Source organism: Mycolicibacterium hodleri, assembly GCF_025822245.1.
Lineage (GTDB): Bacteria > Actinomycetota > Actinomycetes > Mycobacteriales > Mycobacteriaceae > Mycobacterium > Mycobacterium hodleri.
In genome coordinates, this window is record NZ_JACKTL010000017.1 from 50,074 (window position 1) to 69,835 (window position 19,762).

At 69.1% G+C, this 19,762-nt stretch carries 21 protein-coding genes and 1 pseudogene; 10 read left to right on the forward strand and 12 right to left on the reverse strand.

All coding sequences use genetic code 11. The annotated features are described in order from the left end of the window. Positions 1 to 171: 171 nt before the first annotated feature. The gene (locus tag H7J06_RS04185; protein ID WP_264037284.1) at positions 172 to 558 is read left to right on the forward strand and encodes a VOC family protein; all 387 of its coding nucleotides are present in this window, start codon (positions 172 to 174) and stop codon (positions 556 to 558) included. A 50-nt stretch (positions 559 to 608) separates the two neighbouring features. Here H7J06_RS04185 and H7J06_RS04190 read toward each other — a convergent pair whose 3' ends face one another. Genes H7J06_RS04190 through H7J06_RS04200 form a run of 3 tightly spaced genes read right to left on the reverse strand, consistent with a single transcriptional unit; the run spans position 609 to position 2,474 of the window. Then, positions 609 to 914, reverse strand: a complete 306-nt coding sequence (locus H7J06_RS04190) for a DUF3349 domain-containing protein (protein WP_264037285.1) — start codon at positions 912 to 914, stop codon at positions 609 to 611. Positions 915 to 921: 7 nt separating this feature from the next. Next, the gene (locus tag H7J06_RS04195; RefSeq protein WP_264037287.1) at positions 922 to 1,203 is read right to left on the reverse strand and encodes a hypothetical protein; all 282 of its coding nucleotides are present in this window, start codon (positions 1,201 to 1,203) and stop codon (positions 922 to 924) included. 26 nt (positions 1,204 to 1,229) lie between these two features. Beyond that, positions 1,230 to 2,474: an inorganic phosphate transporter gene (locus tag H7J06_RS04200; protein WP_264037289.1), complete on the reverse strand. Its 1,245-nt coding sequence runs from the start codon at positions 2,472 to 2,474 to the stop codon at positions 1,230 to 1,232. A gap of 252 nt (positions 2,475 to 2,726) precedes the next feature. Here H7J06_RS04200 and H7J06_RS04205 point away from each other — a divergent pair, with 252 nt between their 5' ends. The 5 genes from H7J06_RS04205 (at position 2,727) to H7J06_RS04225 (ending at position 6,261) form a co-directional block, all read left to right on the forward strand. Further along, a complete protein-coding gene (locus H7J06_RS04205) occupies positions 2,727 to 3,053 on the forward strand; it encodes a DUF3349 domain-containing protein (RefSeq protein WP_264037291.1) in 327 nt (108 codons plus the stop codon). A gap of 47 nt (positions 3,054 to 3,100) precedes the next feature. Continuing rightward, the gene (gene menE / locus H7J06_RS04210; protein ID WP_275078950.1) at positions 3,101 to 4,198 is read left to right on the forward strand and encodes an o-succinylbenzoate--CoA ligase; all 1,098 of its coding nucleotides are present in this window, start codon (positions 3,101 to 3,103) and stop codon (positions 4,196 to 4,198) included. A gap of 7 nt (positions 4,199 to 4,205) precedes the next feature. Further along, entirely contained in the window at positions 4,206 to 4,820 is a 615-nt protein-coding gene (locus H7J06_RS04215; RefSeq protein ID WP_264037293.1) for a pyridoxamine 5'-phosphate oxidase family protein, read from the forward strand. A gap of 121 nt (positions 4,821 to 4,941) precedes the next feature. Continuing rightward, entirely contained in the window at positions 4,942 to 5,097 is a 156-nt protein-coding gene (locus H7J06_RS04220) for a DUF6131 family protein (protein WP_263996066.1), read from the forward strand. 60 nt (positions 5,098 to 5,157) lie between these two features. Beyond that, on the forward strand, positions 5,158 to 6,261 hold the full coding sequence (locus tag H7J06_RS04225; RefSeq protein ID WP_264037295.1) for an AI-2E family transporter: 1,104 nt from the start codon (positions 5,158 to 5,160) through the stop codon (positions 6,259 to 6,261). A 21-nt stretch (positions 6,262 to 6,282) separates the two neighbouring features. Here the strand turns inward: H7J06_RS04225 and H7J06_RS04230 are convergent. The 3 genes and pseudogenes from H7J06_RS04230 to H7J06_RS04240 all read right to left on the reverse strand — a co-directional run bounded on the left by H7J06_RS04230 (position 6,283) and on the right by H7J06_RS04240 (position 8,899). Beyond that, positions 6,283 to 6,511, reverse strand: a pseudogene (locus H7J06_RS04230) (Rho termination factor N-terminal domain-containing protein). 95 nt (positions 6,512 to 6,606) lie between these two features. After that, positions 6,607 to 7,716: an acyl-CoA dehydrogenase family protein gene (locus tag H7J06_RS04235; RefSeq protein WP_264037297.1), complete on the reverse strand. Its 1,110-nt coding sequence runs from the start codon at positions 7,714 to 7,716 to the stop codon at positions 6,607 to 6,609. 7 nt (positions 7,717 to 7,723) lie between these two features. Beyond that, on the reverse strand, positions 7,724 to 8,899 hold the full coding sequence (locus H7J06_RS04240; RefSeq protein ID WP_264037299.1) for an acyl-CoA dehydrogenase family protein: 1,176 nt from the start codon (positions 8,897 to 8,899) through the stop codon (positions 7,724 to 7,726). A 211-nt stretch (positions 8,900 to 9,110) separates the two neighbouring features. Between H7J06_RS04240 and H7J06_RS04245 the strand changes: the two genes are divergently transcribed. Genes H7J06_RS04245 through H7J06_RS04255 form a run of 3 tightly spaced genes read left to right on the forward strand, consistent with a single transcriptional unit; the run spans position 9,111 to position 13,412 of the window. Beyond that, positions 9,111 to 9,854: a beta-phosphoglucomutase family hydrolase gene (locus tag H7J06_RS04245; protein ID WP_264037300.1), complete on the forward strand. Its 744-nt coding sequence runs from the start codon at positions 9,111 to 9,113 to the stop codon at positions 9,852 to 9,854. Beyond that, positions 9,851 to 12,211: a glycoside hydrolase family 65 protein gene (locus H7J06_RS04250; RefSeq protein ID WP_264037301.1), complete on the forward strand. Its 2,361-nt coding sequence runs from the start codon at positions 9,851 to 9,853 to the stop codon at positions 12,209 to 12,211. The genes H7J06_RS04245 and H7J06_RS04250 overlap by 4 nt, the downstream gene beginning before the upstream one ends. 34 nt (positions 12,212 to 12,245) lie before the next feature. Continuing rightward, positions 12,246 to 13,412: an NAD(P)/FAD-dependent oxidoreductase gene (locus tag H7J06_RS04255; RefSeq protein WP_264037303.1), complete on the forward strand. Its 1,167-nt coding sequence runs from the start codon at positions 12,246 to 12,248 to the stop codon at positions 13,410 to 13,412. An 8-nt stretch (positions 13,413 to 13,420) separates the two neighbouring features. Here the strand turns inward: H7J06_RS04255 and H7J06_RS04260 are convergent, their stop codons facing one another. From H7J06_RS04260 to H7J06_RS04270, 3 genes are all read right to left on the reverse strand, one after another. Continuing rightward, entirely contained in the window at positions 13,421 to 14,404 is a 984-nt protein-coding gene (locus H7J06_RS04260; protein WP_264037305.1) for an AraC family transcriptional regulator, read from the reverse strand. 120 nt (positions 14,405 to 14,524) lie between these two features. Further along, positions 14,525 to 15,184, reverse strand: coding sequence for a phosphate signaling complex protein PhoU (gene phoU, locus H7J06_RS04265; RefSeq protein WP_264037307.1), 660 nt, complete (start codon positions 15,182 to 15,184; stop codon positions 14,525 to 14,527). A gap of 85 nt (positions 15,185 to 15,269) precedes the next feature. Continuing rightward, positions 15,270 to 16,037, reverse strand: coding sequence for an endonuclease/exonuclease/phosphatase family protein (locus tag H7J06_RS04270; protein WP_264037309.1), 768 nt, complete (start codon positions 16,035 to 16,037; stop codon positions 15,270 to 15,272). A gap of 335 nt (positions 16,038 to 16,372) precedes the next feature. Between H7J06_RS04270 and H7J06_RS04275 the strand changes: the two genes are divergently transcribed. Next, complete coding sequence (locus tag H7J06_RS04275; protein WP_264037311.1) at positions 16,373 to 17,728, forward strand: hypothetical protein; 1,356 nt, start codon at positions 16,373 to 16,375, stop codon at positions 17,726 to 17,728. A gap of 6 nt (positions 17,729 to 17,734) precedes the next feature. On the opposite strand, the gene H7J06_RS04280 is transcribed toward H7J06_RS04275, so the two are convergent. Genes H7J06_RS04280 through H7J06_RS04290 form a run of 3 tightly spaced genes read right to left on the reverse strand, consistent with a single transcriptional unit; the run spans position 17,735 to position 19,669 of the window. Further along, complete coding sequence (locus H7J06_RS04280) at positions 17,735 to 18,367, reverse strand: methyltransferase domain-containing protein (protein ID WP_264037313.1); 633 nt, start codon at positions 18,365 to 18,367, stop codon at positions 17,735 to 17,737. Then, the gene (locus tag H7J06_RS04285) at positions 18,357 to 19,043 is read right to left on the reverse strand and encodes a TIGR04282 family arsenosugar biosynthesis glycosyltransferase (protein ID WP_264037315.1); all 687 of its coding nucleotides are present in this window, start codon (positions 19,041 to 19,043) and stop codon (positions 18,357 to 18,359) included. Before H7J06_RS04285 ends, H7J06_RS04280 begins: the two co-directional genes overlap by 11 nt. After that, positions 19,040 to 19,669 (reverse strand): glycosyltransferase family 2 protein, encoded by a 630-nt coding sequence (locus H7J06_RS04290; RefSeq protein ID WP_372515235.1) that lies wholly within the window; start codon positions 19,667 to 19,669, stop codon positions 19,040 to 19,042. Before H7J06_RS04290 ends, H7J06_RS04285 begins: the two co-directional genes overlap by 4 nt. Between the last annotated feature and the right edge of the window lie 93 nt (positions 19,670 to 19,762).

The window sequence follows — 19,762 nt, forward strand, 5'->3', positions numbered from 1 at the left end:
GTGGACGGTCCCGCGCGCGACGCTTGGCGCGTTTTCGACACCAGGGCCGTGGAATCCGTGGCTGCAGGTGACATCACGACCGTGATGCGCGGGACGGGCGTAGCGCCGGCGCGAACACGTACCCGAGACGGAGACGGCGGCGGCTCGTCGGCCTCGTGTTAGAACCGTGGCATGGAGATCCTGGCGAGTCGCGTGTTGTTTCGGCCCGCCGACTACGAGCGGTCGCTGGCCTTCTATCGCGACGCCATCGGCCTGGCCATCGCCCGTGAGTACGGATCCGGCACGGTGTTCCACGCCGGTCAGTCGTTGGTCGAACTCGCCGGCCACGGACGGCGGGAGTCCGGGGCGCCCCCCTTCCCGGGCGCGCTGTGGTTGCAGGTGCGCGACGTCTACGCCACCCAGGCCGAGCTCGAGCGCCGCGGCGTGACGATCGCCAGGGCGGCCGCCGAGGAACCGTGGGGTCTCCACGAGATGCACGTCGACGATCCGGACGGCGTCACCCTGATCTTCGTTCAGGTGCCCGACACCCACCCGCTGCGCCGCGACCCCAGAAACTGACACGTCCCCCCGGCTCCGGAGAGCCGAGGGGACGTGCGGTGCAACGACTTTCAGTGCGACGCGGTCGCCAACGGCCAGCCGACCGACGCCAGTCGCGACGCGACCTGGTGGATCTCCTCGGGGTTGGGCTCCTTGTCGATCACGCCCTGGACCGCGGCGCGGATCTCGTCCTCGGTCACCGTGTCGCCGTTGATCGACTTCAGGATCGACTGGGCGGCCTCGACGACCTCGTCCTCGGTGAGCGACCGCTTCAGCAGCGCCAGCAGCGGGAAGTAGTCCTTGGGCGGCACGCCCTCGGGGTAACCCGCGTTGAGCCAGTTGACGACGTTTTCCATGGCGGACTTGTTCTCGGTCATGTGTGTCCTAGCTCGGGAGGAAGGCGACGGGGTTGAAGCCGAAGTGGTGCTGGATGGTGCCCTTGGTGATGTACAGGATCGCGATCACGATCACCGCTGCGACGAGGGCGAACAGCAGCAGACCGGCAACCTTGAGCGCCGGGTTCGGTGCGGTGGTCGTTCCGTCGGTCTGGACTCCGCCCGATCCCTTCGAGAAGGCCACCAGCCCGACGGCGAAGATCGCCGGCAGACCTGCGCCGAGGATCAGTCCGACGGCCAGCACCTTGAGAAGTGCTTCCACATAAGTCATGTCAGTTCCCTAATTCTCGTGCCGGATCAGACCGAGGCCGTCGGCTGGTCGACGACCTTCTTGCGCTCGCTGGCGGGCACCACGGAGTTGCTCGTGTCGTCCCAGTCGGCGTTGACGTTGTTGTGGTCGACCTTCTGCTGCTGGGCACGCCAGTACATGAAGCCGGACAGCCCGACCAGGATGACGAAGATGACGCCGTCACCGGCGAGATCGTTTCCGGTCAGCGACTTGATGCCATCCGACAGCCAGTAGGACAGCGCTCCGACGAGCGCGGCGGAGGGCAGGGTGATCAGCCAGGCGGCCGCCATCCGGCCCGCGACGGCCCAGCGCACCTGCGCGCCCGGCTTGCCGACACCGCTACCGAGGATGGAGCCCGTGGCGACGTGGGTCGTGGACAGTGCCATGCCGGCGGCGCTGGAGCTCAGGATGATCGCCGCGGAGGACGCCTCTGCGGCCAAGCCCTGAGGCGACTCGATTTCGACGAGGCCCTTGCCGAGCGTGCGGATGACGCGCCAGCCGCCGATGTAGGTGCCGAGGCCGATGGCCAGTGCGCACGAGGCGATGACCCAGATCGGGAGGCCGTCTTCCTTCACGTTGCCGGTGAGGTGGCCGGTGGTGATCAGCGCCAAGGCGATGACACCCATGGTCTTCTGCGCGTCGTTGGTGCCGTGCGACAGCGCGACGAGGGACGCGGTGGCGATCTGGCCCCAGCGGAAGCCGTCTTCACGGCGCTTCTTCGCGACGTTGCGGGTCAGGCGGTAGACGATCCAGGTGCCGCACGCCGCGACGAGGCCCGCGATGAAGGGCGCGGCGAGCGCGGGCAGGATGACCTTGCCGAACACGCCGCTCCAGTTGACCCCCGCCATGCCGAGCGCGGCCAGACCGGCGCCGATCAGCCCGCCGAACAGGGCGTGCGACGAGCTCGACGGAATGCCGAAGAGCCACGTCAGCAGGTTCCAGAGGATTCCGCCGATGAGGCCGGAGAAGATGATGGTGAGGCCGGTGGAGGGGTCGATGCCCGCCAGAAGCGATCCCGACTTGCTGTCCTGGATCTTGAGGACCGAGGTGGTGACCGTGATGGCGACCTCGACCGAGAGGAACGCGCCGACGAGGTTCAGGATGCCCGCCAGGATGACGGCGGTCTTCGGCTTCAGCGCATTGGTGGCGATCGACGTCGCCATGGCGTTGCCAGTGTCGTGGAAGCCGTTGGTGAAGTCGAAGGCCAGCGCGGTGGCTATCAACAGCACCAAGATGATCATGGTTGTGTCCATGGCTGTGATTGTGAGGCTTCTCAGGATGTTTTGACCAGCCGGTGACGCCGCGAAAGACGGCTCTCAGCTGGGCGTTTGCCGATCCCACGGAGCTGTTCATCCGATGTTCACCCAAAGGGCGGGGCGCGTTCTCCTTCGAAGCCGAAAACTTCGGTCGGTGCCCCGGGGGACGGACATCGTCTCGGCGGACAACTACCATCGACACATCGCCGCGGCTGGGTCCCCGTCGCGGAACGAAGGGGAAGTCGACTCGTGAATGCATTCGTCGCAAAGATCGTGGCGTGGATCACCGCCGGGTATCCCGAGGGCGTGCCAGGCCCCGACCGGGTACCGCTCATGTCGCTGCTGAACCGGCGCCTGTCCAACGACGAGGTGAAGGCCGTGGCGGAGGGGCTGATGGACCGTGGAGAGTTCGATCGCGTCGACATCGGGGTGTTCATCACGCAGATGACCGACGAACTCCCCCGGGAGGAGGACGTCGAACGGGTCCGGGAACGTCTGGCGGCGAAGGGCTGGCCGCTCGACGACCCCCGCGCCGACGACGCGACGATCACAGACGACGGCGAGGGCTCCGCATAGCCACCCTGCGCGCAGTCGTCATTCCGCCGGTCCCCTCGCCCGAGCCATTGCTCGCGGTGCTCGAAGGCGTTCTCGACGGTCGCGATTCGGCGATCCTCCCGGTCCCCGCCGACGTTCGGTCGGCGGAGTCGTCGACGTCGTCGCTCGGGATCGGCGAGGACGTCGACGACGACGTCGCAGTCGTGGTGTCCACCTCCGGCACGACCGGGGTACCGAAGGGCGCCATGCTCACCGCGGCCGCCCTGATCGCCAGCGCGTCGGCCACCCACGACAGGATCGGCGGCCCCGGCACCTGGTTGCTGGCACTGCCCGCCCATCACGTCGCCGGATTGCAGGTGATGGTGCGCAGCCTCTTGGCGGGCACCATCCCGGTGGCCGTGGACCCGAGCTTCGACGTCTCCGAATTGCCTTACGCCGTCGAGTCGTTGGGGTCGGGACCGCGGTACACGTCCCTCGTGGCGGTACAACTGGCCAAGGCGCTCGGCGACCCGGCCGCCACCGCGGCGCTGGCCGAGCTCGACGCCGTTCTCATCGGAGGCGGTCCGATGCCCGCGACGGTCGGCGAGGCGGCCGCGGCCGCGGGCATCCGAGTGGTTCGCACCTACGGCATGAGCGAAACCGCGGGCGGCTGCGTCTACGACGGCGTGCCGCTGGACGGCGTGCGGCTTCGCCTCGACGACGGCCGGGTCATGCTCGGTGGGGCCACCCTGGCGAAGGGCTACCGCCATCCGACGGAGCCCGACCCGTTCGCCGAACCGGGCTGGTTTCGCACCGACGACCTTGGCGCCGTTGACGATTCGGGCGTACTGCGCATACTGGGGCGCGCCGACGACGCGATCGGCACCGGCGGACTCACCGTCCTGCCGCAGTTGGTCGAGGCCGCCCTCGCGACACACCCCGCCATCGCCGACTGCGCCGTGTTCGGGGTGACCGACGAACGACTGGGCCAGCGCGTGACCGCCGCGATCGTCCTGGCCGGCCCAGGCACCTCCCCCACGGTGGCCGAGCTGCGGGCCCACGTCGAGCAGACCCTGGACGGAACCGCCGCTCCCCGCGAGGTGCACGTCGTCGACGAGCTGCCCCGGCGCGGCATCGGCAAGCTCGACAGACGTGAGCTCTCAAAAAGATTCGACACCGGTGGATGATGGGTACATGCGCCGTGAAGTCACCACCGTCGAGGATTTGCGAGCCGTAGTCGGACATCCCGCACCGCCAGCCGCCAACAAGGTGAAGGACCGGTTGTCCGAGGCCCAGCGGGACTGGCTCGCCCATTCGCCGCTCGGCTTCGTCGCGACCACCGACGCCGACGGCCGCCTGGACGTCTCGCCCAAGGGGGACCCGCCGGGCTTCGTCCACGTCGTCGACGACACCACCATCGCGATTCCCGAGCGACCCGGCAACAGGCGCGTCGACGGCCTCGTCAACGTGCTGCAGCGCCCGCGCGTCGGCACGGTGTTCCTGATCCCCGGTCGAGGGGACACGCTCAGAATCAACGGCACCGCGCGGATCATGGCCGACGCCGGCTACTTCGACGCGATGGCGGTCGACGGCAAGCGACCAGTCCTGGCGCTGGAGATCGACGTCGACGAGGTGTTCTTCCACTGCCCAAAGGCATTCCTGCGGTCCGACGCCTGGAAGCCCGAGACGTGGGACCCCAGCGCCGTGCCCAGCGTGGCCCAACTCGCGAAGGCCATCAAACCGGATGTGAGCGATCGAGAGCTCACCGAGTACTACGCCGAGGAGAACATGCGAAAGATCCTGTACTGACCGGCGAACGAGGCGAAAAGTCCTTTATTAAGAACTCGTGAGGGCGAAGGGGTTTGGATTTGACGATTGGGGCAATTCCTCTTTCCGACAGTTTCACCCGCTTCTACTGATCGGACTGAGCATGATCGTCCTCGGAATCATCCTTCTCGTCGCCGGCTACTTGCTGCCGCTGCCCCTGCTGGTCACCATCGGCTGGATCCTTCTGGTAATCGGCATCATTCTGTTCATCCTCGGTGCCGTCGGCCGTCCGGTCGGTGGCCGAAAAGTTTGGTTCTAGCGCAGTAACGCCGCCGTGCCCCTCGCTGCGGACCACGCCGACAAATGGGTCAGTCCCCTCGTGCGTGCGTCCGCGGCGTGGGCGTGGCGCCTCCTTCTCCTCGTCGGTGCCGCCTACGTAATCCTCGAGCTTCTCCGTCTCTTCGGAGTCGTGGTCGTGCCCGTGGCACTGGCCCTCATCTTCACCGCTCTCCTCCTCCCCGCGGTCGACTACCTCGATCGACGTGGCGCCGCCCGTGGGGGCGCAGTCGCCTTCGTCCTGGTGCTCGGCCTGGCTGTCTTCGGGGGAATCCTCGCCTTCGTCGTCAACCAATTCATCGAGGGCGCACCTCAACTCGTCGAGCAGGTCACCCGCAGCATCGAGGGCACCCGGGACTGGTTGATCAACGGGCCCGCCGCCGTCAGCCGTGACCAACTCAACCGCGCGGTCGACACCTTCACCGAGGCGTTGCGCACCCATCAGGCCCAACTGACCACCGGGGCACTGTCCACCGCGGGCACCATCGTGGAGATCCTCGCCGGTGCCTTCCTCCTGCTGTTCACCCTCATCTTCTTCCTGCTCGGCGGGCGCAACATCTGGCACTTCGTCACGCGCGTCGTACCCGAGGAGCACCGCGCCCGGGTGCACGAGGCGGGCGCAGCGGGTTTTCACTCGCTCGCCGGGTACGCCCGAGCCACCTCGCTGGTCGCCTTCGTCGACGCGGTGGCCATCGGCAGCGGCCTGGCCATCATGGGTATTCCGCTCGCGCTGCCGCTGGCCTCGCTGATCTTCCTCGGTGCCTTCATCCCCGTGGTCGGCGCCTTGGCCACCGGATTCCTCGCCGTCATCGTCGCGCTGCTGGCCAAGGGATTCATCTACGCGCTCATCACCTTTGGTCTCATCGTCGCCGTCATGCAGCTGGAGGCGCACGTCCTGCAGCCGTTGGTGATGGGCCGCGCGGTCTCCATCCACCCGCTCGCGGTCGTCCTCGGACTGACCGCCGGCGGCGTCCTCGCGGGCATCGTCGGGGCCCTGCTCGCCGTGCCGGCCATTGCGTTCTTCAACAGCTTCGTGCGTGTGTTGGCGGCCAGGGACCCCGGTGCTCGCACCGAGGCTCTCGACGAACAGGACGGGCCGTTGGTCGACGCCCGGGCCGACGACGAACCCCACCCCGCCCCGGCCTGACCGGCGGCCCGCTTCCGGGTCTCAGCGGTTGCGCCGAGTCGCCCGCCGGTTCGCCTTCTCGATCGCCTCGACGAGCTCGTCCTTCGTCATCGTCGAGCGGCCCGAGATGTCCAGCCGACGGGCCACCTCGGCGAGGTGCCGCGGAATCGTGAGCCTTCGCGAACGTGCGCTGAGCCTTGGCGTCGGACTTCTTCAAGGTGCTGGGCAGTTCGCTGGCCTTGGCCTGACCCGACTTGGACGTCTTCGCCATCTCGCACTCCGTTCTGGTGGCACCGATCGTCGAAGACGAATACCCGATCGCGCAGCGGGTATTCGCCTGCGCGCCGGCCAACGCCCGAGTCGGCGCTACAGCGACACGGTCCCGTAATCCGCCAGCCCCCTGGTCAACACCCGCAGCTGGTCGTCGGCCGAGCCCAGCGTCTGGTTGATCGCGGTGAGCCGGGCGGCGTAGTGCCCCACCGGATATTCGGAGGTAACGCCGATTCCGCCGTGCAGCTGGATCGCCTCCTGCGCGATGTGCCGGCCCGACCGGCTGATCTGCAGTTTGGCGCGGGCAGCGATGACGGGGTCGAAGTTGCCGTCGGCGATCGACATCGCGGCGTAGAGGCTCATGCTGCGGGCCAATTCGAGCGAGACGTACATGTCGGCCGCCCGCTGAGTCAGCGTCTGGAAGGTCTTCAGCGGCACCCCGAACTGCTTGCGGGTGGTCAGGTAGTCGGTGGTGAGGCGCAGGGCTTCGGCCATCGCGCCGACGGCTTCGGCGCACAGCGCCGACTGGTGCCGGATGAGCGCCTTCTGCAGACCCTGGGTGGCGTCGCCGCCGGTCCCGAGCGGTTCGGCGGGCGCCGCGTCCAACACGAGCTGGGCCGCCCGCTGTCCGTCGAACGTGCGGAACGCGGTGCGGCTCACCGCGTCGGCCCCCACGACGAACAGACCGACGCCGCCGTCGTTGGGCAGGGTGGCACTCACGACGAACACGTCGGCGCTGTCACCGGCGAGCACGGGGTTCTTCCGGCCGGTCAGCGTCCACGAATCGCCGTGCCGCTCAGCTCGGGTCGCCACGCGCATCGTCACACCGCGCATGCCCGGCTCGTGGTGGGCCAACGCCAACAGCGTCTGGCCCTCGGCCACGTCGTCGAGCATCTTGCGCTGCCCGTCGTCGCCCAGTTCGGCGATCACGCCGCCGGGGATCAGCGCGGCCGCGGCGACCGGCTCCGGCGCGAGGCGCCGGCCGATCTCGGTGAGCACGACCGTCAGCTCGATCTGACCCGCCTCGTCCGGGTCGAAGCCGAGTCCGAGGATGCCCATCTCGGCCAGTTGCCCCCACACTTCCCGGCTCCAGCCGAGGTCGGTCTCGGTGACCTTCAGCCGCTTCTCGACGTCGTAGTTGCGCACGAGCACCTCGCTGGTGATGTTGCGCAGCAGGTCCTGCTCGTCGGTCAGATCGAAGTCCATGGCGTCCTCACAGTCCCAGAATCGTCGACGCGACGATCGTGCGTTGCACCTCGTTGGTGCCGCCGTAGATCGACACCTTGCGGTAGTTCAAGTACTTCGGGGCGGCGTGCTGCGCCCACGGCGGCGAGCCGATGCCGTCGCCGGCGTCGAACGGCAGCGCATCGGGTCCGGCGACGTCGACGAGCAGCTCGGTCACCGCCTGCTGGAGTTGGCTGCCCTTGAGCTTCAGGATCGACGACGCCGGGTTGGGCTTGCCGTCCGCCTCGGACCCGCTGACCCGCAACTGCGTCAGTTCCAGCGCCAGCAGCTCGTTCTCGATCTCGGCCACGCGGGCGGCGAACAGCGGGTCCTGCAGCAGCGTCCCGTCGTCGGTCACCGTCTGCGCCGCGTGCTCCTTCACCTGCGCCAGCCACACCTTCGTCGTCCCGATCCGGGCGATGCCGGTGCGTTCGTTGCTCAGGAGGAACTTGGCGTAGGTCCAGCCACTGTTCTCTTCGCCGACCAGCTGGTCGGCGGGCACGCGGACGTCTTCGAAGAAGACCTCGTTGACCTCGTAGCCACCGTCGATCAGCTTGATCGGGCGCAGCGTGATGCCCGGCGTGGACATCTCGGCCAGCAGGAACGAAATGCCCGCCTGCCGCTTCGGCGCGTTCGGGTCGGTGCGGGCGAGGACGAAGATCCAATCCGCGTGCTGCCCGAGCGTGGTCCACGTCTTCTGACCGTTGATCACGTACGAGTCGCCGTCACGGACGGCGGTGGTGCGCACCGACGCCAGATCCGAACCGGCCTCGGGTTCGGAGAAACCCTGGCACCACCAGATGTCCACGTTGGCGGTCGGCGGGAGGAAGCGCTCCTTGAGCTCCTGCGACCCGAACCGGGCGATCACCGGGCCGACCATGCTGGCGTTGAACGCCAGCGGCTCCGGTACGCACGCCAACCGCATCTCGTCGGACCAGATCTGGCGCTGCAGGGGTGTCCAGTCCTTGCCGCCCCATTCGACGGGCCAGTTGGGCACCGCCAGGCCGTGCTCGTTCATGATCCGCTGCGTGGTCACCACGTCGTCGGGCAGCTTGAGCTCCCCGTCGCGAACCCGGGCGCGAATGTCCGCCGGAATCTTCGTGGTGAAGAACTCCCGCAACTCGTCGCGGAACGCGGCCTCGTCGTCACTGAGTGCCAACTTCACTGTCGAACCTCCGATTCTGCGGGCACGGCCCGACCATCTCTGCGACGTACTCCCGAGAGGTTATTCCTCCCCGCCCCGGCGGTAACTGGCAACGCCCTGCCGAGGGTGCCGTGTCACCAAGTCGAAAGCAATCCGCCAAATTGGGTACCCCTCCCCGCAGTGGCACCTAGCCGCGCCCCCAGACCCAGTCCTCGAGCGAAGAAGGTGCCATGTGTTAGGCCTGCCCGACGGTGTCCACGCCTGCCTCTTCGACCTCGACGGGGTGCTGACCGACACCGCGAGCGTGCACCGCAAGGCGTGGAAGGCGATGTTCGACGACTTCCTGCGGTCGTGGTCGGAGCGCTCGGGGTCGGAGTTCGTGCCGTTCGACGCCGACGCCGACTACCTGCGCTACGTCGACGGGAAGACCCGGGCCGACGGTGTGCGGTCGTTCCTGCAGAGCCGGGACGTCACGCTGCCGGAGGGCTCGCCCGACGACGCCGACGACGCCGAAACCGTCAACGGCCTTGGCAACCGCAAGAACGCGGCATTCCAAGAGACGATGCACACCGACGGCGTCAAGGTGTTCGAGGGTTCGCGCAGGTATCTGGAAGCCGTTGTCGAACAAGGATTTTCGGTGGCGGTGGTCTCGTCGTCCGCCAACACCCGCGAGGTGCTCGAGCTGACCGGGCTGGCGAAGTTCGTCGACCAGCGCGTCGACGGCGTCACCATCCGCGAGCAGCACATCGCCGGCAAGCCCGCACCGGACTCCTACCTGGAGGGCGCGCGTCGACTGGGGGTGGAGCCCTCGGCGGCGGCGGTGTTCGAGGACGCGATCTCGGGGGTCGAGGCCGGCCGCGCGGGTCACTTCGGCCTCGTCGTCGGCGTCGACCGCGTCGGGCAGGCCGACGCTCTGCGCGACCACGGTGCCGACGTCGTCGTCACCGACCTCGCCGACCTGCTGTCGGCGCGATGACGCCCGATCCCACCTACCCGGTGGAGCCGTGGCGCCTGCGGGAGACCTCGCTGGACCTGGACGCCCTCGCGCAGTCCGAGTCGCTGTTCGCACTGTCCAACGGCCACGTCGGGATGCGTGGCAACCTGGACGAGGGCGAACCGCACGGCACGCCGGGGACCTACCTCAACTCGTTCTTCGAGATTCGGCCTCTGCCCTATGCCGAGGCGGGCTTCGGCTACCCCGAGGAGGGCCAAACCCTCGTCGACGTCACCAACGGCAAGATCCTGCGCCTGATGGTCGACGACGAGCCGTTCGACGTCCGGTATGGCGAACTCCAGCACCACGAACGAACTCTCGACTTCCGCGCTGGCACGCTGACCCGCACCGTCCGGTGGCGCTCGCCGGCGGGTCGCCTGGTGGACGTGACCGCCACCCGGCTGGTGTCCCTGGCTCAGCGCGGGGTCGCCGCCATCGAGTACGTCGTCGAGGCGGTCGACGAATTCACCAGGGTGACACTGCAATCGGAGCTGGTGGCCAACGAGGATCAGCCCGAGACGTCGGAGGACCCGCGGGCGGCGGCCCTGCTGGAGAGGCCTCTGCAGGCCGTGTCACACGACTGCGACGGGGAGCGTGCCGTGCTGCTCCACCGCACCCGGCTGAGCGAACTGACCATGGCCGCCGCCATGGACCACGACGTCGAGGTTCCCGGCCGCGTCGAGGTGAACACCGAGTGCTGGGAGGACGTGGCCCGCACGACGGTGATCTGCGGCCTGCGGCCCGGTCAGAAACTGCGCGTCGTCAAGTACCTGGCCTACGGCTGGTCCAGCCTGCGCTCGCGGCCGGCGCTGCACGACCAGGTCGCCGGGGCGCTCACCGGCGCGCGGTACACCGGGTGGCAGGGCCTGCTCGACGCCCAACGCGCGTACCTCGACGACTTCTGGGACAACGCCGACGTCGAGGTGGAGGGCGATCCGGAGATCCAGCAGGCGGTGCGCTTCGGGCTGTTCCACGTGCTGCAGGCCAGTGCCAGGGCCGAGCGGCGGGCCATCGCGGGCAAGGGCCTCACCGGCACGGGTTACGACGGACACGCCTTCTGGGACACCGAGGGGTTCGTGCTGCCCGTGCTGACCTACACCCATCCGCACGCCGCCGCCGACGCCCTGCGCTGGCGGGCGACCACCCTCGACCTGGCGCGGGCGCGGGCCGCCGAACTGGACCTGGCCGGCGCCAGCTTCCCCTGGCGCACCATCCGGGGGCAGGAGTGCTCGGCGTACTGGCCTGCCGGGACCGCGGCCTGGCACGTCAACGCCGACATCGCCGTCGCGTTCGAGCGCTACCGCGTCGTCACCGGGGACCAGTCCCTGGAGGCCGACTGCGGTCTCGAGGTCCTCATCGAGACCGCCCGGCTGTGGGTGTCCCTCGGACACCACGACCGTCACGGCCGGTGGCACCTCGACGGCGTGACGGGGCCCGACGAGTACACGGCGGTGGTGCGCGACAACGTCTTCACCAACCTGATGGCCGCCGACAACCTGCGCATCGCCGCGGCGGCGTGCAGTCGGCATTCCGAACGCGCCCGCGAACTGGGCGTCACCACCGAGGAGGCCGCCGCCTGGCGGGATGCGGCCGACGCCGTGCACGTGCCGATCGACGAAGGCCTGGGCGTACATCAGCAGTGCGAGGGGTTCACCACGTTGCGCGAGTGGGACTTCGACGACAACACGTCGTATCCGCTTCTGCTGCACGAATCCTACGTGCGCCTCTATCCCGCGCAGGTGATCAAGCAGGCCGACCTGGTGCTGGTCATGCACTGGCAGAGCCACGCGTTCACCCGCGAGCAGAAGGCCCGCAACGTCGACTACTACGAGCCGCGGATGGTGCGCGACTCGTCGCTGTCGGCGTCCACCCAGGCCGTGCTGTGCGCCGAGGTGGGACATCTGGAACTGGCCCACGACTACGCGTACGAAGCGGCGTTGATCGACCTGCGCAACCTGCACGACAACACCAGCGACGGCCTGCACATGGCGTCGCTCGCCGGCGCGTGGACGGCGCTCGTCGCCGGTTTCGGCGGGCTGCGCGACGACGGCGGCGTGCTGGAACTCGACCCGCACCTGCCCGAGCAGATCACCCGGCTACGCTTCCGCATTCGCTGGCACGGCCTGCGGATCACCGTCGACGCCAACCACGGCGACGTGGTCTACCACCTGGCCCCCTGCGACGGTCGGGACGACGCCCGTCTGACCATTCGCCACGCCGGGGCCGACCTCGACCTGAGTTCCGAGGAGCCGACCACCGTTCGGTTGCACGACCTCACCCCGTCGCTTCCTGAGCCGCGGCAACCGGTGGGGCGCAGGCCGCAGCGGCGGATGCGGTGAGTGTGCGGCACCGGGAATCGGGTAGGTGGTCGAGGTGAGCACAGCGGGATTGGTCGTCGTCGGAAGTGGTCCAGCGGGCATCAGCGCCGCCGAGTCGTATCGCCGCAACGGTGGCGAGGGACCGGTCCTGGTGCTCGGTGCCGACCCCGACCTGCCGTATGAGCGACCACCGTTGAGCAAGGACTTCCTGCGCGGTGACACCGACGACGTCGCGCTTCATCCGCCGGAGTGGTTCGTCGAGCGCGACGTCGACCTCCGCCACGGCCACCCCGTCACCGAGGTCGACGTCGAGGCCCGCACCGTCACCGTCGACGGTGAGCGAATCCCCTACGGCGCGTTGGTCCTTGCCTGTGGCGCCGGGCCGTCGCCGCTTCCGGTGCCCGGCGGCGAACGCGCACTGTCGTTGCGTGCGCTGGCCGACGCCCGCCGGCTGCGCGACGCCGCCGCCGACGCGAGGTCGGCCGTCGTCGTGGGCGCCGGTTTCATCGGCTGCGAGGCCGCGGCGTCGCTGGCCATGCGTGGCGTCACGGTCACGCTGGTCGCCCCCGAGCGGGTGCCGCAGGAGACGCGTCTGGGCGCGGAGGCGGGCCGACGTCTGCTGGACCTGGTGACCGCGACGGGCGTCCGGTACGTGGCGGGAACGTCGGTGACGTCCGTCGACGAGTCGGGCGTGCAGCTCGACGACGGGGTGACCGTCGACTGCGACCTGGTACTCGCCGCCACCGGTGTCACGCCGCACGGCGAGTTGGCGTCCGCCGCCGGACTGAACACGAAGGACTCGCGCATCGTCGTCGGTGCCGACATGCGGACCTCGGCACCCGACGTCTACGCCGCAGGCGACGTGGCGTTCGCCTTCAACACCGCCGCGGGTCGCCACGTCGCGGTCGAGCATTGGCAGGACGCCGTCGACCACGGCGACGTCGCCGGCGCCCAAGCCGCGGGGGTCACCGCCACCTGGCACGCCGTGCCCGGATTCTGGTCGACGATCGGTGATACGGCGGTCAAGTACCACGCCTGGGGCGACGGTTTCGACGCCAGCCGGGTCGTGGACCACGACGACGGCTTCACCGTCTGGTACGAAGCCGGCGGAAAGACCGTGGGGGTGCTGACCTGCAACGCCGACGACGACTATGACCTCGGTGAACGGCTGATCGCGGAGGGCCGGCCGGCGCCGGTGGTGACGGCGCGACCCGAGGACTAGGGACGCAATCAGGACCGCAGCGTCACGTGCGGGCTTTGCCCAAACGTTTCGCGGTAGAGCACCGCAAAGCGCCCGGTGTGGGCGAAACCCCAGCGCGCGGCGGCGGCGGTCACCGTGGTGGTGCTCTGGTCGCCCGCCATCAAGTCATGGTGGACGTGGTCGAGGCGGACGCGTCGGAGAAAGGCCATCGGCGTGCTGTCGAGGTGGCGCCTGAACATGTATTGCAGCGCTCGCGGAGTCACGTAGACGGCGCTCGCGACGTCTCCGATGCCGACGTCCTCGGCGGCATGCTCCTCGAGGTAGGTCATCGCACGTTGCAGCAGCGCCGGATGCGCACCAGCCTCGACGTGCCGCTCCCCCGAGTCGACCAGGCGGCCCGCGGTATTGGGAAACGCCGAGAGGACGGTCGCCGCCAGCAGCCGACCGGCGCCCGCCAGCACCAGCGGTGTGGCGAAGGCGTCCTCGGCGAACACCGACTCCTGCACGTAGCGTCGCGCCACGCTCAACGCCCGGCCCGCGTCCGCGCTGATGGGTTCCACCCCGACGAAGTCCACCTCGGCCGGGCGGATGTCGGGCCCCAAGTCGGCAGCCGCCTTGGCGAGCAGCGACCGATCGAGAACCACGGTGTCGAGGGTGGCCTCGCTGACCCTCACCCGGACGGGCGCCGCGGCGGTCGAGCCGATGATCGGCTGACCCGTTGCGGCACGGCTACTTTGGTCGCGTACGTGACTCTCCGCCACCCCGTCGAGTGCCCACAGGACGACGAGACAACCGGCCGGGTCGTCGGCTCGCACCTCCACGTCGCCACTCTGTCGGATCCGCTCCAACGCAAACGACGAATGCCCAATGCGGCAGTGATCGAGCCCGAATCGCGCTTCGGCGCGATATGTCAGCGGCCGCAGGGTCAGGTCTGCGCAGTAGGCGCGGTTGAGATGGGACGTGATCTCATCCGGATCGTGGCTGTGCACCTCTTCGCGGCGCAAGGGCGACATCGCCAACCTCCAGGGCTGGGTGTGCCGAGCTAGGTTCTCAACCGGCGTGGTCAGCAGGTTACTCCGCATGACGACGCCACGGCTAGCGGTCGTGCCGACCGCACCGGCAGGCGCTCGACGTCAGATGGCCTGCTCGCGGGCGAGCGCCTCGCCGCTGGTCTGGAACACCATCCGTCGGGCGATCTCGTCGGCGTGGTCGGCGAACCGACCGTAGAAGCGCCCGAGCAGCACCACGTCGGAGGCCACCACGGCACCGTGCTCCCACCCCGGACTCATCACCTGACCGAACAGCTCCCGGTGCATCGTCTCCATGACGCGATCGTCGGATCGCACCCGGGCCGCCTGCGCACAGTCGCCGGTGGTCAGGATGTCACGACAGCACTCCGCGAGACCCACTGCCGTCGAGCCCATTTCGATGAAGCGGCCGTGCAACTCGTGCGGAACCGCCGAGCGCGGGTGGCGGCGCAGACCGACCTTGGCGACGTGAGAGGCGAGACCGCCCATCCGATCGGCGTCGGCCGCTACGTGAATGGCGGTCACGACCCTGCGAAGGTCCCCGGCGACCGGCGCCTGCTTGGCCAAGATGGCCAGGGTGCGCTTCTCCACCGTGCTGTGCAGGAATCGGAGCCGACCGATGTCGCGGGCCACCTCGCGGGCCGCGTCCTCGTCGACGTCGAGCAGGCCACGGGTGGCGTTGCCGACGGCGTCGCCCGCCAAGGCGCACATCGCGCCCAGGTCGTCTTGCAGCGACTCGAGCTGCTGGCGAAAGTCCGTACGCACCGGGGCTCCTGAAGGACGTCGCACGCCGACGACGTGCTGTCTGCGTCGTACCCCTGGCAGACGAATCCAAACACCGCCGCGGTCGTCAACGTCGTTCGACGTCGACGATCAGTGGCCGGTGGTCGGAGATGGGCATCTCGGGTGCCAGCGCACCCGTCGCGACCAAACCGCGATCGTCGGTCAGCAGGTGGTCGAGCTGTCGACTCGGAGCGTCCTGGGGGAAGGTCGGCGCCGCGGCGAGGGCTCGCATGCCCGAGCACCGCCGCACCGCGCCGGCCCCCAGGTTCAGATCACCGGCGAGCACGTGGGGTCCCGGCAGGCCGCGCAGATCGCGCACGATGCGTCGCAGTTGACGCCGGTTCCAGCCCGGGACGAAGGACAGATGGGTGTTGGCGACGGTGAGCGGGCCGAGCGGAGTCTCGAAGCAGCCGATCACCGCGGCCCGCGGTTCCTCGTCGACGATGATCATGCGATTGAGTCCGCGCACGTACACCGGCACCTTGACCGGAATTCTGGGCATCCGCACCACCTGCCACGACGTGGCCGGGTAGCGCGAGAGCAGCGAAATTCCGTACGCGGCCGCACCCGGTTGCTCGTCGCCGGTGGCGGCGCTCCAGGTCGCGCCGGGCGTGCCCGCGATGGCCGCGACGAAGCGGTGGGTCACCGCCCCCATGGCCTCGGCTGCCGCGGCGGTCAGATCGACCAGGTTGGAGCGCGGCTGGTCGACGTCGACTTCCTGCAACGCCAGTACGTCGGGGTTGATCGCGCGCACACATTCCTGCAGCCTGCGCACGTCGACGACGCCGTCACCCACCGTTCTGCCGTGCAGGATGTTGAACGTCGCGAGCCGCATGGGCACTAGGTACCCACCGTCGACGCCTGCCAAGACGCCTCGTGTGACGCGGTGCCGGTGCCGACGGGGGTGCAACCCGACGTCCCAAACGTCGAGGGCCGGACGGCGCCCACCTCGCCCGCACCGTCGACCACGAAAAGGATTACACCACATACGGTTACGACCGAGGCACGTGACGTCGCGCTTCGACCCGTTCGGCGAGAGCCCCGAGGGCGTCGAACGCCGGTTGCGCGGAGGCCTACCGGCGACGGGGCCTCACGCCGATCACCCCGATCAGCTGCCGTCAGAGAGACGTCACGGCGACCCGACAGGGGCCACGCCTAGGGTGGGTAGGCGTGAAGTCAGCTCGCCGCGAGATCGTTGCCGCCGTCCTGGCCCTCGTGTTGGTCGCCGCGGCGTTCACGGTCCCCCATCTGAATCTGGGGATCGTCACGCCAATGATCAACAGCACACCCCGCCAGATCGAGATGTTCGCCCAGACCGCGCCGATATTCGGGTGGTGGAACGCCCACGTGGGGTGGGGCACGGTCCCGGCGATCGCCATCGGATTCGCCACCGCGCTGTGGGGACCGACAGTGGCCCGGCGTCTGCCGTGGCGGGCGGTGCCGTGGGTGACGTGGGCAACGGCGTGCGCGTGGGCGTTCTCGCTGGCGATGGTCGACGGCTGGGCGCGCGGTTTCGCCCGCCGGCTGGAAACCACCAACGAGTACCTGCGTCAGGTGCCGTCGATCACCGACATCCCGTATGCGCTGCGGTCGTTCTCGTCGAGAATCCTCGACTTTCAACCCGATTCGTGGATCACCCACGTCTCCGGGCACCCGCCCGGTGCGCTGCTGACGTTCGTGTGGTTGGACCGCATCGGGCTGAGCGGTGGCGCGTGGGCCGGCCTGCTGTGTCTCCTGGTCGGCTCGAGTGCGTCCGCGGCGATCCTGGTGACCGTGCGGGCCCTGTCCGGCGACGAACTCGCTCGCCGCGCGGCGCCGTTCGTCGCCGTGGCGCCGACGGCGATCTGGATCGCGGTGTCTGCCGACGGGTACTTCGCGGGGGTGGCCGCGTGGGGCCTGGCACTGCTGGCCCTCGCGGTCCGCGGCACGACGCGCCTGTCGCTCCTGGCCGGGGCGGGGGCCGGTCTGCTTCTGGGCTGGGGCATCTTCCTCAACTACGGGCTCGGCCTGATCGCTCTGCCCGCGGTGGCCGTGCTGGTCACTGCCAAGGACGTCCGCTCCGCCCTTCGTGCCCTCGTCCCCGCCGTGGTGGCCGCGCTGGCCGTCATGGCGGTGTTCGCGCTGGCCGGTTTCTGGTGGTTCGACGGTTACGTCCTGGTGCAGCAACGCTATTGGCAGGGCATCGCGATGAATCGGCCGTTCCAGTATTGGGCGTGGGCCAACTTCGCGTCGGTGGTGTGCGCCGTCGGTCTCGGCACCGTGGCGGGCGTGTCGCGGGCGTTCGACCTTCAGCTGATCAAGAAGCGGACGGGGCTGAACCTACTGGTGCTCGCCGCCCTGCTGGCCATCGTCTGCGCGGATCTGAGCATGCTCAGCAAGGCCGAGGTCGAGCGGATCTGGTTGCCATACACCGTATGGCTGACCGCCGCCGGGGCACTGCTGCCGGCGCGCTCACAGCGGTGGTGGTTGGGGGTCAACGTGATTGGCGCCCTGGTGCTCAACCACGTCATCCTGACCAACTGGTAGCGAGATCTAGGCGGCGGCGAGGCTGGCCAACACCCGTTGACCGATCGGCAGGACTTCCTTGACCGCAAGCCCGACCTCCTCGGCCAGCCGCTTGGCGCAGTCGACGCCGACCGAGGCCCAGGGGAACCACGGCCCGACGGTGGTGGCCGACTCGAGCCGCACCCAGCGGGAGTGCACACCGCTGATGTTCGGGTCGAATTCGGCGACGCAACGTCCCCCGGTGCGCATCAGCTCGCCGGCCCGACGCAGGACCCGCGTCGGATCGCCACCGAGGCCCACGTTGCCGTCGGCCAGGAGCACCGTCCCCCACCGGCCCATGCCGGGCAGCCGGTCGAAGACGTCGCGCCGCAAGGCCGGCGCACCGCTGCGGCGCGCCATCTCGACGGCGGTCTGCGACTGGTCCACACCCAGCGCCGGGATGCCGAGCTTGGTCAGGTGGGCGACGAATCGTCCCGGCCCGCAGCCCAAGTCGATCGTCGGCCCGTCGCACATGTCGAGCACCGCCGCATCGAAGGCCTTGTCGAGGCGCTTGCCCCCGGGCAGCCAGCTGTGCACGGGAAGTCCCTGAATGCTGCCGTCGTCATGGCGAATCCAACATCGCTCGCCCGTCAACGCCTCGTCATACAAGTTACCCAGCACGTCCCACCTCCACAGCCAGGGTCACCCGACTGAATCGACTGTCCGGCGGGCATGCCCGGCGAACTGCTTCGACGTCGTCGACGGTGTCGACGTCTGCCAACTCGGAAACCAATCCCACGGTCAGCCCGGTGTCACGAAGGGCGGCAAGCGTTACGGCGCCGGTCTCCGACGTCGACATCGGCACCGCTCGCAGGCACTCCGCGCTTCGCGGATCGGTGATGCCGAGCACCCACCACCCGCCGTCGCGGGCCATGCCGAGCACCGCGTCGGCTGACAGCAGCGCGGTGCCGCACTCGTCCAGCAGCTCGGCGCTCACCTGTGGCGTGTCCATGCCGATCTGCAGGACGGGCAGCCCACCGGCGGCGACGGACGCGTCGGCGTGTGCGTTGGCGAGGCGGTCGGCGAAGTCGTCGCCACGCTGCTCGACAACCGTGAAATCGGCCAGACGAGAACGGATCTCGTCGCTACGACTCGCCGCGGCCAGATCGCCGGTCATCGCCACGATGCGTGCCGCGACGGGTGCGTTGGCGACGCTGTCCAGGGTGTCCAACAGCGCGGCGGCCGCGATGTCGGCGGCCGCCGCATCTCCCAGCGTGGCCGCCAGGCGGGTCTTCGCCAAACCGGGAACGGGCGCCTTGGCGACCACCAGCACTGCCACGGACACGTCCGGTCTCACGAAATCACCCGCCAAAAGTCAACTATCGCAAAGAAACTGCCGCGCACCGAACCACTGACCTTTGACTTCCCCCCGGTGCGCGAACCATAGGCGACGTCCCTCTCGGCGACCACCCAGCCCGCGGCTGCTGCCCGGACCAACAATTCCAGCGGATACCCTGATCTGCGATCTTCTACACCCAGCCCGACGACGGCGTCGCGGCGCGCCACCCGCATCGGCGCAATGTCGTGCACCGCGATGCCGTGTCTACGACGCAGCCGCCAGCACACCACCTGCGTGCCAAGGCGGGCGTGCCACGGCCACCCCACCCCCGGCAGCGGACGGCGCCGGCCGACGGCCATGTCGGCACCGCGGTCGAGGTCCTCGACGAGCGTGGGCAATTCCCGTGGATCCAGCGACCCGTCGCCGTCGATCACCGCGACGATCGGCGTCGACGCCGCGACGATGCCGGCGTGCACGGCCGCACCGTAACCGGGCGCCGACTCCGCGACCACGGTGGCTCCGCAGCGTCGGGCCACCTCGGCGGTGCCGTCGGTGCTGTTGTTGTCGACGACCAGCGCTCGGTACCCGTCGGGAATCAGCGCAAGCACGCCCGGAAGCGATTCCGCCTCGTTGAGACAGGGCATCACCACCGTCACCCGAGAAGAATCCACGGCGTCAGGTTAACCACCCTTGCTGCGAGGCGCCGCGCCCAACGCTAACGAATCCGTGACGTCGGC